Source organism: Proteiniclasticum ruminis, from assembly GCF_900115135.1.
Lineage (GTDB): Bacteria > Bacillota > Clostridia > Clostridiales > Clostridiaceae > Proteiniclasticum > Proteiniclasticum ruminis_A.
The window spans coordinates 120,950-134,140 of record NZ_FOVK01000003.1; the positions used below are offsets into that span (position 1 = coordinate 120,950).

At 45.5% G+C, this 13,191-nt stretch carries 11 protein-coding genes and 1 other annotated feature; of the genes, 4 read left to right on the forward strand and 7 right to left on the reverse strand.

Going from position 1 to position 13,191, the window contains the following annotated elements; genetic code table 11:
- Window positions 1–32: 32 nt before the first annotated feature.
- Complete coding sequence (locus tag BM243_RS06970; protein WP_074911674.1) at window positions 33–1,106, forward strand: M24 family metallopeptidase; 1,074 nt, start codon at window positions 33–35, stop codon at window positions 1,104–1,106.
- Window positions 1,107–1,169: 63 nt separating this feature from the next.
- Here the strand turns inward: BM243_RS06970 and BM243_RS06975 are convergent, their stop codons facing one another.
- The 4 genes from BM243_RS06975 to murC all read right to left on the reverse strand — a co-directional run bounded on the left by BM243_RS06975 (window position 1,170) and on the right by murC (window position 5,848).
- Entirely contained in the window at window positions 1,170–2,042 is an 873-nt protein-coding gene (locus tag BM243_RS06975; RefSeq protein ID WP_074911675.1) for a universal stress protein, read from the reverse strand.
- A 123-nt stretch (window positions 2,043–2,165) separates the two neighbouring features.
- Complete coding sequence (gene asnS, locus BM243_RS06980; RefSeq protein WP_074911676.1) at window positions 2,166–3,551, reverse strand: asparagine--tRNA ligase; 1,386 nt, start codon at window positions 3,549–3,551, stop codon at window positions 2,166–2,168.
- A 63-nt stretch (window positions 3,552–3,614) separates the two neighbouring features.
- Window positions 3,615–3,824, reverse strand: a binding site (T-box leader).
- A gap of 82 nt (window positions 3,825–3,906) precedes the next feature.
- Window positions 3,907–4,440: a GNAT family N-acetyltransferase gene (locus BM243_RS06990; RefSeq protein ID WP_074911678.1), complete on the reverse strand. Its 534-nt coding sequence runs from the start codon at window positions 4,438–4,440 to the stop codon at window positions 3,907–3,909.
- A gap of 19 nt (window positions 4,441–4,459) precedes the next feature.
- Window positions 4,460–5,848, reverse strand: coding sequence for a UDP-N-acetylmuramate--L-alanine ligase (gene murC, locus BM243_RS06995; RefSeq protein WP_074911679.1), 1,389 nt, complete (start codon window positions 5,846–5,848; stop codon window positions 4,460–4,462).
- Between the two features lie 193 nt (window positions 5,849–6,041).
- On the opposite strand from murC, the gene purR reads away from it, so the two are divergent.
- On the forward strand, window positions 6,042–6,854 hold the full coding sequence (gene purR, locus BM243_RS07000) for a pur operon repressor (protein ID WP_074911680.1): 813 nt from the start codon (window positions 6,042–6,044) through the stop codon (window positions 6,852–6,854).
- 71 nt (window positions 6,855–6,925) lie between these two features.
- On the opposite strand, the gene uxuA is transcribed toward purR, so the two are convergent.
- Entirely contained in the window at window positions 6,926–7,969 is a 1,044-nt protein-coding gene (gene uxuA, locus BM243_RS07005) for a mannonate dehydratase (protein ID WP_074911681.1), read from the reverse strand.
- A gap of 185 nt (window positions 7,970–8,154) precedes the next feature.
- Here uxuA and BM243_RS07010 point away from each other — a divergent pair, with 185 nt between their 5' ends.
- Complete coding sequence (locus BM243_RS07010) at window positions 8,155–9,150, forward strand: AraC family transcriptional regulator (protein WP_242943523.1); 996 nt, start codon at window positions 8,155–8,157, stop codon at window positions 9,148–9,150.
- A 95-nt stretch (window positions 9,151–9,245) separates the two neighbouring features.
- On the forward strand, window positions 9,246–11,660 hold the full coding sequence (locus tag BM243_RS07015; protein ID WP_074911682.1) for a glycoside hydrolase family 2 protein: 2,415 nt from the start codon (window positions 9,246–9,248) through the stop codon (window positions 11,658–11,660).
- A gap of 79 nt (window positions 11,661–11,739) precedes the next feature.
- Here BM243_RS07015 and BM243_RS07020 read toward each other — a convergent pair whose 3' ends face one another.
- Together BM243_RS07020 and BM243_RS07025 are read right to left on the reverse strand one after the other, a co-directional pair.
- Complete coding sequence (locus BM243_RS07020; protein WP_074911683.1) at window positions 11,740–12,108, reverse strand: VOC family protein; 369 nt, start codon at window positions 12,106–12,108, stop codon at window positions 11,740–11,742.
- Window positions 12,109–12,166: 58 nt separating this feature from the next.
- The gene (locus BM243_RS07025; RefSeq protein WP_074911684.1) at window positions 12,167–12,985 is read right to left on the reverse strand and encodes a Cof-type HAD-IIB family hydrolase; all 819 of its coding nucleotides are present in this window, start codon (window positions 12,983–12,985) and stop codon (window positions 12,167–12,169) included.
- Window positions 12,986–13,191: the final 206 nt, after the last annotated feature.

Sequence of the window (13,191 nt, forward strand, 5' to 3'; positions counted from 1 at the left end):
GATCTTTACGGAGAATATTTGGAGGTGATTTCATGTATCAGAACAGACTGGAAGCGTTGAGAGGAAAGATGAAAGAGCATACCCTGTCCCAGGTGCTGGTGACAGATGCAGCGTCCATCTTCTATCTCACCGGCAGATGGATTGAGGCAGGAGAAAGACTCCTGGTCCTCCTGGTGAAGGAAGAGGGAAAACCTTGTCTTTTCATCAATGAACTGTTTCCGGAAAAGGAATCAGAGGAGCTTGATTTTGTATGGCTGAAGGATACCTCTGATGCCATCGGTATGTTATCAGAGCATTTGGAGAAGGGGAAGACCACCGGAGTGGACAAGAACTGGCCATCGGGATTTCTCATTGGCCTCATGAAAACCATGGGTACCAGTGATGTAGAGAACTCATCCATTCTGCTAGATCAAATCAGAGCAGTTAAAGATGAGGAGGAGAAGAAGCTCATGAGAGCAGCCTCCAAACTCAATGATGAAGCCATGCATATGCTCATCGAATCCTTAGAAGAGAATATGTCCGAGCTGGAAGCGGAAGACCTTTTGAAGAAGATCTATTTTGATCTTGGCGCAGAAGGGTTTTCTTTCACACCCATCATCGCTTTTGATAAAAATGGCGCCAATCCGCATCATGAGAACGGAGGAAGACTTCTGAAGCATGGGGATGCGGTGATTCTTGACATCGGATGCAGAAAAAACAATTACTGCTCGGATATGACCAGAACCATTTTCTTTGGGGAAGCGGGAGAAAAAGAGAAAGAAGTCTTTGAAACGGTGCTGGAAGCCAATAAGAAAGCCATCTCTTTGGTGAAACCGGGCGCAAGATTCAGTGACATTGACAGAGCTGCCCGAAGTGTCATCGAGGAGAAAGGATATGGACCTTATTTTACCCACCGTACAGGCCATTCCATTGGCATTGAGGTCCATGAAACAGGAGATGTATCCTCAGCCAATGACAGCCTTCTGGAACCAGGGATGATTTTCTCTGTGGAACCAGGGATTTATTTGGAAGGGAAGTTTGGTGTCCGTATTGAGGATCTTGTCCTAGTGACAGAAGATGGCTGCGAAGTACTGAACAGCTATCCCAAAGAACTCTATTTGAAATAAATGACAGTAAAAGGATCCGGTGAAGAGTTCACCGGATCCTTTGAATTTTTATACGGCCAGATGCTACTTTTCATCCGCTCTTGGAATGAGGAGCACGGAGGTTTTTGCACGTCTTGCCAGGTTGTTGCTGTTGCTGCCGATGAATAGGTCCATCATGATGCCTTTGCCCTGTCTTCCTAAGATAACCAGATCAAAGTGCTTTTCATCGATGGCACGGCTGATTTCTCTAAAAGGTCTGCCGATTTCAAGGACTACATCCACTTCCACGTCGCCTTTTTCTTCCAAGCGTTTTCGTAAAGCATCCAGCCGGTCCCGATCAATCTGGTTGAATTCAATGATCCGATAGTCCAGATAAGGGCTGATTTTTGCGATATCCTGAATGTGCATCAGAGTGACTTTTTTCAGGCCTTTCTCCACCATTTTCTCCAGATAGGTGAATGCATGGTAGGCATTTTCTGAAAAGTCAGTGGGGAAGAGCACGTGGCTCATTTCGTTCAAGCCATCCTGTGGGATGGAGGTGAAACTTCCGTCCTCTTCTTCTTTCACTCTGACCAGAAGGATGGGTTTACTTGGCATCTGAATGAGTTCGTAAGCAAACTCTGAATCAAAAATCCTCTTACCGATTGAAGACACTTTTGCGCCAGCAAGGATGAGGGAGTCATAGGGCTCCATATACTCTACAAGGTCGTGAACTTTTTCTACGGGAAGTCCTTCGAGGTCCATGGATTCCAAGGTATAGCCCATTTCTTTCAGCTCTTCCAGATCCTTTGTGACCACCTCCGGATCATATTTATCATGTCTCTTTTCTGGATGGGGAAGCAGATGGCTGGCAAGGGTAATCTCCTCTGCACCCAGAAATTTCAGAGACTTTGCAAACTGAAGTACGTGATGGTCATAAGGAAGCTGTTCTTTGATGACAAGTAGATTTTTAAACATCAGTATGTCCCCCTTTGTCTATGGTTGTTACTTCTATTTTACCACTAATATATTGAAAATTAAGACAATTTAACGGAAAATTTAGAATTGAAAAGCGAAAGAAAAAGAGCCCGAAGGCTCTTCTTAGAATTCTGCATTTCCTGTGGTTCTTGGGAAGGGGATGACATCTCGGATGTTTGTCATGCCGGTGATGTACATGATGAGGCGTTCAAAGCCCAGTCCATAACCAGCATGCTTTGTGCCGCCATATTTTCTGAGCTCCAGATACCACCAGTAATCCTCCTCATGTAGACCCAGCTCCTTGATTCGATCCATCAGGACATCCATGCGTTCCTCTCTCTGGGAACCACCGATGATTTCACCAACGCCAGGAACGAGGCAGTCCATGGCGGCTACAGTTTTTCCATCTTCATTCTGTCTCATGTAGAAGGCTTTGATTTCCTTTGGATAGTCGGTGACAAAGATTGGCATTTTGAAGATCTCTTCTGTGAGATATCTTTCGTGCTCAGTCTGAAGATCGCTGCCCCACTTGACAGGATATTCAAATTTCTTGCCGGACTTTTCCAGAAGCTCCACGGCTTCGGTGTAGGTCACTCTTTTGAATTCTGAGTTTACAATAAAGTTCAGTCTCTCCAGAAGGGTCTTATCCACAAACTGGTTGAAGAAAGCCATTTCTTCTGGCGCTTCTTCCATGACATAGGAGATGACATATTTCAGCATATCCTCTGCAAGCTTCATGTTGTCCTTAAGATCCGCAAAGGCGATCTCAGGTTCGATCATCCAGAACTCTGCAGCATGTCTTGCGGTGTTGGAGTTTTCTGCACGGAAGGTAGGTCCGAAGGTATAGACATCCTTAAAGGCCATGGCATAGGCTTCAGCGTTCAGCTGGCCGGATACTGTAAGGTTTGCCATCTTTCCGAAGAAGTCTTCGGTATAGTCCACGTCTCCAGCTTCGGTCAGAGGAGGGTTCTTTGGATCCAATGTGGATACATGGAACATTTCTCCAGCACCTTCTGCATCGCTTCCTGTGATGATGGGGGTGTGCACATAGACAAACCCTCTTTCCTGGAAGAATTTGTGGATGGCAAAGGCAGCCAGGCTTCTGACTCTAAATACAGCAGAGTAGGTGTTTCCTCTTGGTCTTAAATGGGCGATGGTTCTTAAGTATTCGAAGGTGTGACGCTTTTTCTGCAGTGGGAAATCCGAGGAAGAAGCTCCCTCCAGAAGGATCTCGCTGGCCTTGATTTCAAAAGGCTGCTTTGCGTCAGGGGTATACACAACGGTACCCTCCACAGTGATGGCGGTGGCAATGTGGTATTTGGCTACTTCCTGAAAGTTCTCCAGAGACTCGTCAAAAACAATCTGTGCGTTCTTAAAGAATCCTCCATCATTCAGTTCAATAAAACCAAAAGATTTGGACACTCTGGAGGTTCGGATCCAGCCGCTGAGACGGACAGACTGACCTTCATAGTCCTGTGCATTTCTATAAAGTTCTTTTACTTTTACCATGGGACTTCACTCCTTTATTTTCTTTGTTTTGTTTTTGTATATAAAAAAAGACCATCGTCTCCACAAAGGGACGAGGATCTCGCGGTACCACCCAATTTACAGAGCTGTGCCCTGTCAACTTTATCCGATAACGGCAGGTCCGTCCCTCTGTACTCTTCCTTCCAAAGGGATGCTACGGGTCGTTTTTCGAAAAGGTCCTTACTGCCAGGCTTCCACCATTCCCGGCTCTCTACAAGAGGTTTCCTTTTGTACTCTTCCCATCTTCGCATTTGTGCTTTCCTAAGTATATAACAAAACCCCTTGACTGACAAGGGGTGAAAAGCTCTGGCGTTGTATTCGGCCCGGAGGTGTCTGACTAAAGAGAAAGCTCCAGCTGGAAATCCCGGGGATCATTTTCATAGAGCACCGGATTGATTTCTGATGCTTCCACGGCACCTTGGGCGAAATAGTAGGCAATGGTTTCCTCGGCGGATCCTGCGCAGATATAGAGTTTTTCTGCGCCCCAAGAGGATGCAGCCTCTTTCGCATGATGAAGGAGCATGGTGCCGATTCCTTTTCCCCGGTGGGGGAGAGAAATGAAAAGCTGATCCAATAATACATATCTTGAAGTGGAGCCGAAAACTTCCGGATCCACTGTGATGAATCCAACCAAAGTGCCATCCTCGTGAAAAGCGCCACAGGCAAAACCACCGGATTTTATGGTGTTCTGAAGTCTTTCCAGATGATTTTCAAAACCTTCCGGAAAATCAGGATCCTGATAACTTATATCCACCAGCTGCCGGATTCCATCCACTTCCCGGTAGGCACGCCTGATATATTGGGAAGCGTTGATTTCCCGGATGCGTCCGGATTCTTCAAGTTCCAGCCTTCGGCAATGAATCTTCATCATACGCACCTCCGATATCTTGTTAGTCAAGAAGTAAGGGTTCCAGAGCTTCTGCCACTTTTACAGACTCACCGGCCCCCATGGTGAGGATGATGTCCCCTGGCTCGGCAACTTCTTTCAGGTGCCTCGCTGCTTCGTCAAACTCTTTTACATTGATGGTTTTCACCGTTTTTCTCGCTCGGATGGCATCTCCCAGCTCTTCGGAGGAGACAAGGCCAGTATCTGGTTCCCTTGCTGCAAAGATCGGCAGAAGGAGAAGCGTATCCATGTCATCAAAGCACTCCGAGAACTCCTGGAACAGAGCTTTTGTTCTGGTGTAGGTATGGGACTGGAACACCACGTGGATTTTATTGTGCTTCATCTTCAGCACAGTATCCAGGGCGTTTTTGATCTCCCCAGGATGATGGGCGTAATCATCCAGAACGATGATGCCGTTCTTGGTGTAGAGGTGCTGGAATCTTTTATCTACCCCTTCATACCCTTCCAGTCCTTTTTTGATCCCTTCCATAGAGATTCCCGAAGAAAGGGACGCGCCAATGGCACCGAGTGCATTATAGATGTTGAACTCACCTGGGACCTTCAGATGGATGGGCAAAAGAAGTATTCCTTCAAGGACCACGTCAAAGGAAGCTCTTCCCATCTCATCAAACTGGATGTTTTCAGCTTTCAGTCTGCCTTTATGAATCCCGAAGGTAAGGACTTCTACTTCAGCATCCTGAAGGATGTAGTCCATGTTCGGATCATCGGCGTTGGCAACAACGGTTCCTCCTTTAGGCATGACGGTGATATATTCTTTAAAAGTATCCAAGATGTGCTGAAGATCTCTGTAGTAATCCAGGTGATCTGCTTCCACATTGAGGATCAGGGCAACTTTTCCTGGGAACTGCATGAAGGATGCTTTATACTCGCAGGCCTCCGTAATAAAGAAATCACTGTCTCCAATGCGGTAGTTTCCACCAATGAGTGGAAGATTTGCCCCCACTAGAATGGTGGGATCTTTTTCATCCGCCAGGGAAATGGCGGAGAGCATGGAGGTGGTGGAGGTCTTTCCATGGGTTCCGGTCACCGCGATGGAATTGGTGAAGTTCTTGATGAGATGACCTAAGAACTCTGCCCGGTCATAGGTTTTGATGCCTTTGGCCCGTGCTTCTTTCAGCTCCTCGTTGTCCTCCCGTATGGCAGCTGTATAGACGACGATGTCCTGGTCTGTGATGTTTTCTTTATGATGGCCATAAAAAATAATGGCGCCTCTTTCTTTCAGTTTCTCTGTGTTTTTGGATTCTTTAAAATCAGAGCCCGTGACCTTTACCTGATTGTTCAGAAGGATGGCTGCAAGACCGCTCATGCTGACTCCGCCGATTCCGATAAAATGAACCTTCTTATTCTCATATTCTTTTAAATCAAACAACATTTTTTCTACACTTCCTTCCTTACCTATCATATACCAAAAAAGTGGAGCCAGAAAGTGCTTTTTAATCGGAATGAAGTGAAGAATATTAAAAAAACACCCGGTATTGATACGAATATTCGTGTTGTATGTGTTGAAAAACATTCGATTTTAAGCTAAAATATAGAATGAGAATAGTTAAGTAGGAGGTCCGTTCATGCAGAAGTATTCGAGGAACAGCCGAATCAGTGCAATCACCAAGATTCTAATCGAAAATCCCAATAAAATTATGAGTCTCAATTATTTTTCAGAAATGCTCAATGCTGCGAAATCTACCATCAGTGAGGATATTCTTGTGATCCGTGAGATTCTGGAAGCCATGGAAATGGGTAAAGTAGAAACCATTGCCGGGGCAACTGGTGGAGTCCGTTATCTGGCCCGAATGAGCAAAGAAGAGGAAGAGGCCTTTCAAGAGTCCATCTGTGAGACTCTGAGGGATAAATCAAGGATTGTTCCTGGTAATTTTCTTTACATCACGGACATCATGCTGGACCCTGCCATTGTGCACAAGGCAGGCATCATCCTGGCCTCTAAGTTTGCCAAAGTGAAGGCAGACTATGTAATCACCGTGGAAACAAAGGGAATCCCTCTTGCCTATGAAGTAGCTCGGTACTTAGGCGTACCGCTTATCGTGGCAAGAAAGAACTCCAAAGTGACAGAAGGAACCAGCGTCACCATCAACTATGTGTCCGGAACCACAGGAAGGCTTGGAAACATGGGACTTGCCAAGAGAACATTGAAGTCCTCCTCCAAGTGTCTTTTCATTGACGACTTCCTGAGAGCTGGGGGCACCGTCCATGGCATCTCTGATCTCTTAAATGAGTTCGACTCAGAACTGGTGGGCATAGGCGTTCTCGTGGACAACAAGGAAGTGGTGAAGAAGATGCCTACGGGGTATGTTTCTTTAGTAGATTACAGAGGTGTGGATGAAGAAGGTAACATCAGCGTAGAAGCATCCAAAAGGCCATAATTGAAACATTGAAAATGAAAAGGAGCATTCCGGGTGGAATGCTCCTTTTGTATGGGAAGGGTTTTTAGAAATTACTTCAGTTTATCAAGGGTTTCCCAGATGCCTGTCATATAAGAGGCACCCAGTGCTCTGTCGTAGAGTCCATAGCCTGGACGTCCGGTTTCGCCCCAGATCATTCTTCCATGGTCTGGTCTCAGATAGCCATCGAAACCGTTCTTATGAAGGGCCTTCATGATGGCGACGATATCCAGGGATCCGCATGGGGAATAATGGGCACTTTCTTCAAAGCTGTCGTCTTCATAGAGCTTTACGTTACGGATGTGCATGAAGTGGATTCTGCCCATGGCCGCATACTTGTCTACCATAGCCACAACATCATTTTTGTTGCTGGAACCGAAGGATCCAGTACAGAAGGTGAGTCCATTGTATTCGCTGTCCACAAGTTTCAGGAAGCGGTCCAGGTTTTCTTCACCGGTGATGATTCTTGGCAGTCCGAAGATGGAGTATGGTGGATCATCCGGATGGATGGCCATTTTGACCCCCGCCTCTTCTGCTACAGGAATGATCGCCTTCAGGAAATACTCCAGGTTTTCGAAGAGCTTCTCTTCATCCACACTCTTGTATTTTTCGAAGAGGTCGTTGAGATCCTTCTTGGTGTAGCTTGCATCCCATCCTGGGAGAGAAAGCTCACCAGTAAGCGGATCCATTTTTTCCAGCTGCTTCTTGAAATACACGAGAGCGGTGGAACCATCTGGAAGAACATAATCCAGCTGAGTTCTTGTCCAGTCGAATATCGGCATAAAGTTGTAGCAGATTACCTTAACGCCTGCGTTGCCGAGTCTTCTGATGTTTTCTTTGTAGTTTTCGATGAACTTCTCACGGGTGGGAAGTCCCAGTTTGATGTCCTCGTGAACAGGTACGCTCTCGATGACGTCAAAGTGAAGACCATTGTCTTCTGTGGTCTTTTTGAGTTTTTCGATGCTTTCCACAGACCATACTTCGCCTACGGGAACGTCATACACGGCGGTCACAACGCTATACATATTGGGGATTTGTCGGATGTAGCCGATCTTCACTGGATCGTCTTCTCCGTACCATCGGAAAGATAATTTCATTCCATTCAACTCCTGTACATTATTATTTATGGGGCCATTCTGTCAAATGCCTGTCTGTCTGAAACAAAGAACCCTGTAAATTCCAAGGAGGATTTACAAACTGTTTAAGCTTTGTTCACAAACATGAATTCCATAAGAAATCGCTTTCTTTCTTCCATAGTACCACAAAAAGGAGTTTTCTGAAGATGATGATACTTGCTATGGGACTTGCAAATATTGCTCATTATAGATTAAGATGGAAGTACTACGATAAGGGAGTTAAAATCATGGCGAAGAGAAACAATGATTATTCCACAAGACAACATATGGAGCGAACGGACTATGAGCTTTTTTACTATAAGCACAAGCAGTTCAAAAATGTCTCTCTGCACCATCATGATTTTTTCGAGGTGTATTATTTTGTCAGCGGTGAGGTGGAGTACCAGATTGAAGGGCGCAACTACCATCTGTTTCCCGGGGATATCATTCTTGTGAATCATAAAGAGCTTCATCAGGCAGTCATCGGAGAAACAGAAAAGAACTATGAGCGGTATGTGCTCTGGATCAACAAAGAGTATCTGAAATCCTTGTCCAGCCGAAAGACGGATCTAACAAGATGTTTTCTGGACAAGAACAAGAAAACGCTTCTTCGCATGAGTATGGAAAACCAGCAGCTGCTAAGAGGGATTCTGGATAAGCTCCATGCGGAGGAAACCCATCGGGGGTTTGGAGAGGATCTGCTGCCGAAGGCGCTTCTTATGGAACTGATGGTGGAACTGAACCGTATGTCCTTTGAGGAAGAGGAGACACTTCCGCCTCAGATCAAAAAAAATCAGCTCATTGATTCTGTGATCAGTTATATCAATGAACATCTGGAGGAAGAGATTTCCATGGATGATCTGGCTTCCCATTTCTATATCAGCAAGTATCATCTTTCCAGAGAGTTCAAAAAGTACACAGGAACAACACTGTACCGATATGTGGTGCAGAAAAGGCTTATTAAAGCCAAGGGGCTCATCCTGGAAGGCCAGCCCATCACCTCCGTTTATGAGAACTGCGGGTTTGGCGATTACTCCAATTTTTTCAGGGCTTTCAAAAATGAATATGGGATCACACCCAAGGAGTTCCTTTCTGTGATGGCAGATCGTGAGAATATAGGACTCCTGGGCACTGTGGAGGACAATAAAGGGCTCTCTTTCTGACGAAGGGTCCTTTGTTTTACAAAAAAAGTGAAACCAATGAAAAATTCAGTGGGTGTTGCTTCACTGAAGACAAGGAACGACAGGGAGGATATTATATGAGAGAGCTGTTTCATCTCAATGAAGGATGGACATTTTATGGTGAAATCAGAAATGAGCAGAATTTCCAGGTGGAGAAAGAAAAACTGGAGAAAGAAAACGTGGATATACCCCATACAGTGAAAATGCTGCCCCTTCATTATTTTGACGAGCATTCCTATCAGGGAGTTTATCTTTATGAGAAAACCGTAGACGTTCCGGAGCAGTTCATGGGAAAGAAAATCTTTCTGGAGTTCGAAGGAGTCGCCAATATGGCGGTGATCTACATCAATGGGAAGAGAAGCTTCCACAGCGAAAGTCCTTTTGTGCCTTTTGCAAAAGAAATCTCCGGGGAGCTTCGGTTTGGAGAAAAAAACACCATCGAGGTTCTGGTGGACTCCAGAGAGCTTCCATATATACCACCCTTTGGCAATGTGGTGGATTTCCTGACCTTTGGCGGTATTTATAGAGAAGTTCATCTTCATGTGCTTCCAAACTATTTCATTGAGGATGTTTTTGCTTTCGGTCAGCAGGTGCTGAAAGAGGAGAAGGATCTCATCATTGAGACCAGGCTTTCTGGAAACCATAAAGGCACTCTTGTCTACAAGCTCTTCGAGGACGAAGAGAAAAGAAGCTTGGGAGAGGCCATGAGCTCAGGAATCAGAACTGTGGAAAATCAGAAAATGAGACACACGCTGAAGGTGAAAAATGCGTCTCTTTGGTCCTTGGACACTCCGAAGCTTTATCTTGTGCAGGTGTCCCTTCTGGGAGAAGAGGGAGAGCTTTTAGATGAAAGGATTGTGAAGATTGGATTCCGCGAGGCGCTTTTTAAAGAAGATGGATTCTATCTCAATGGAGAAAAGCTGAAATTAAGAGGCTTGAACCGGCATCAGAGCTATCCCTATGTGGGATACGCCATGCCCAAATCCATGCAGGAGCTGGATGCAGAGATTCTGAAGAAGGACCTTGGTGTCCATCTGGTGAGAACCTCCCATTACCCTCAGTCCAAATGGTTCCTGGATGCCTGCGACAGATTGGGGCTCCTTGTGTTTGAAGAGATTCCAGGATGGCAGCACATAGGAGATGAGCAGTTCAAGGAAATCAGCAAGTATAATCTAAAAAAAATGATCAAAAGAGACAGGAATCATCCATCCATCGTTATCTGGGGCGTCAGGATCAATGAATCCCAGGATGACACCACCTTTTACACAGAAATGAACAAGATCGCCCACCTTTATGATGAGACGAGACCCACCGGTGGCGTCAGGAATTTCCAGAAGAGCGAGCTTCTGGAGGATGTCTACACCTATAATGACTTTATCCACAGCGGAGAGAACAGAGGTCTCAGTGATCCCACAGAAGTTCTCCCCCGTAAAGCGCCTTATCTTGTGACAGAATTCAATGGGCATATGTTTCCGACTAAAAGCAGTGATCCTGAGGACAGACGGGTATCTCATGCGCTGCGCCACAGTAAAGTCCTTTCGGTGATGATGGAGAGCACCAAGATTTCCGGGGCCATCGGATGGTGCATGACAGACTACAACACCCATGGTGATTTTGGCAGCGGAGATCGGATCTGTCATCATGGCGTTCTGGATGCGTTCCGACAAAAGAAGCTGGCAGCCTATGTCTACAGCAGTCAGAAAGAGGATGAACCGGTTCTCATGGTTTCCTCCTCCATGAATATTGGGGATCATGATGGCGGCAGCTTGGGCAGGGTGTATGCATTCACCAACTGTGACTATGTGGAGCTTTATAAGAATGGGAAGTTTGTAAAAAAGTACGAGAAGCAAAAAGGCCAGGGGCTGAAGCATACGCCCATTGTCATGGAGGACTTCATTGGCGGACTTCTCGAAGAAGAGGAGAGGTTTTCAAGAAGGGATGCAGAAAGAGTCAAAAAGGTTTTAAAATCCGCCGCAGTCCACGGGCTCAATCTTCCCCTCTTCGACAAGGCAACCATGGGGATGATCCTTCTAAAATACAAGTTGAGCATGGAAGATGCAGTGAGGCTTTTCAGTAAGTACTATGCAGGATGGGGGCAGGAAGGACTTACCTATACCTTTAAGGGATATAAAGACGGTGAAGAGGTGAAGACTGTCACAAGAGGGCAAAGAAGAGAGCATAGAATGGTTGTTGAACCACAGAAAAATATTCTTACAGTGGAAGAAACCTACGATGTGGCCATGATTTCCATACAGCTTCTGGACGAGCATGAAGATGTGCTTTCTTATTCCAGTGAACCTGTCCTTCTTAAAACAGAAGGAGCTGTGGAGATTCTTGGACCGAAGCTCTTCTCCCTTTCGGGTGGGCAGGGCGCTTTCTACGTCAGAACCAAGGGCTCAGGAAATCATGGCAAAGTCTTTCTTCATACGGAGCACTATGGAGATCGGGAGATTGAATTTACCATCGAGCATAAGATGGTAAGTAAGTTATAGACACAAAAAAAGGATTCCTTAGGGTTAAGGAGTCCTTTTGATTTTGATGGGGGAAATAGAACAGGCAGAAACAATTGGACTAGCTGTCCAGCTGCTCCACCAGCTGAATCTTCAGCCCGTTGGGATCCAGAATGTAGAGAAACCGGATACCGGGATTGGGAGAAAGAGGTCCGGATAGAATAGGAATCCCTTCTTTTTCAAGAAAATGGATCATTTCTTCTACAGAGGACACGGAAAAACCCAAGGATAAGTCCTGTCCATAGTTTGGAGAAGGTGCATCAGAAGCTTCAATGAGCTCGATCTTGGTCTCTCCATTTCCAAGGAAGGCAATGTGCATGTGTGGTGAGGGCGAAAACTCCCGTTCAGGTTTTAGCCCTAGAACTTTTTCATAGAATGACATGGATTCTTTCAGATTGATCACGTGGATGGTGGTCCATAGATAGGCCATAGCAGAAGCTCCTTTTTATTTATTTTTATCCTTTAATGTGTTTCTTCAGTAAAAACTCTTATAGACAAAATTTCTCAATGGCTTTTGCCACACCAGCCTCATTGTTGGTGGCTGTAATGTATGATGCAGCTTCTTTTACGGCCTGGGAGGCATTTCCCATGGCAATGCCAAGACCGGCAAAGGAAATCATGGGCAGATCATTTTCCTCATCTCCAATGGCCATGACTTCCTCCTGACGGATGCCAAGATGCTCCATGAGCTTCTCAATGCCCACAGCCTTACTCACATCTTTTCTAAAGATTTCCAGGTTGTGCTTGGATGAGGACACCGTCTGCAGCGTTGGATGGTTTTCAAAGACTTTTCGAAGTTTCAGGAGGGCTTCCTGATCCCCTTTTGAAAAGACGATGGCTTTTAAGATGTTTCCTGTGTCTCTCAGGGACTTTTCCAGATCTTCTGTGACAATCATTTCAATCCGGTCTCCGTCTGGCAGCAGTCCGTTGGCTTTCACATACCCATTGCCATCGCCCAGGTCTCCCTCGCAAAGAAGTGTGTTCCAAGCGTTATAATGGGCAAAAAGACCCGAGTCTTTCACTGCAGATGTCAAAAATGGAAGATCTGTTGAGGAAATGCTCTGATGGTTCAAAATCTGATCGTTGTACTTCACAAAAGCCCCATTGGAAGCGATGGTGAGAGTGGGAATCCCAAGAAGGCTGCCATAGAGCTTCCCGTAATTGAACATTCTTCCGGTGGTGATGGCGATCTGAATGCCTTCCTCATGGGCTTTCTGAATCGCTCTGATATTTTCTTCTGGGATATTTTTATCATCGTTGTAGAGCGTTCCGTCCACATCGATGCATATGAGTTTTATCTTATTCATGCTTGAAATCTCCTGAAATATATTGTGGTATGGGTCTATTGTACAAGATTTCGGGGTGAAATGGGAATTGTGGTGTCTGATAACTTAGCAAAAAAGAGGCACCTAGCTGAGAATCTGTTATTATAGTAATGTTTGTTAGAAAAAACGCAAAAAAAGACAGGGAAATCATGAGATTGGAAATGAAATACCCCCAAGTGTCATGGCTT

Bases quoted from the DNA above. Each gene is read 5' to 3' on its own strand.
- BM243_RS06990 (WP_074911678.1), bottom strand. From the start codon at position 4,440: ATGATGAAGATTCATTGCCGAAGGCTGGAACTTGAAGAATCCGGACGC.
- BM243_RS06975 (WP_074911675.1), bottom strand. From the start codon at position 2,042: ATGTTTAAAAATCTACTTGTCATCAAAGAACAGCTTCCTTATGACCAT.
- BM243_RS07025 (WP_074911684.1), bottom strand. From the start codon at position 12,985: ATGAATAAGATAAAACTCATATGCATCGATGTGGACGGAACGCTCTAC.
- BM243_RS06970 (WP_074911674.1), top strand. From the start codon at position 33: ATGTATCAGAACAGACTGGAAGCGTTGAGAGGAAAGATGAAAGAGCAT.
- BM243_RS07015 (WP_074911682.1), top strand. From the start codon at position 9,246: ATGAGAGAGCTGTTTCATCTCAATGAAGGATGGACATTTTATGGTGAA.
- murC (WP_074911679.1), bottom strand. From the start codon at position 5,848: ATGTTGTTTGATTTAAAAGAATATGAGAATAAGAAGGTTCATTTTATC.
- asnS (WP_074911676.1), bottom strand. From the start codon at position 3,551: ATGGTAAAAGTAAAAGAACTTTATAGAAATGCACAGGACTATGAAGGT.
- purR (WP_074911680.1), top strand. From the start codon at position 6,042: ATGCAGAAGTATTCGAGGAACAGCCGAATCAGTGCAATCACCAAGATT.
- uxuA (WP_074911681.1), bottom strand. From the start codon at position 7,969: ATGAAATTATCTTTCCGATGGTACGGAGAAGACGATCCAGTGAAGATC.
- BM243_RS07020 (WP_074911683.1), bottom strand. From the start codon at position 12,108: ATGGCCTATCTATGGACCACCATCCACGTGATCAATCTGAAAGAATCC.
- BM243_RS07010 (WP_242943523.1), top strand. From the start codon at position 8,155: ATGATGATACTTGCTATGGGACTTGCAAATATTGCTCATTATAGATTA.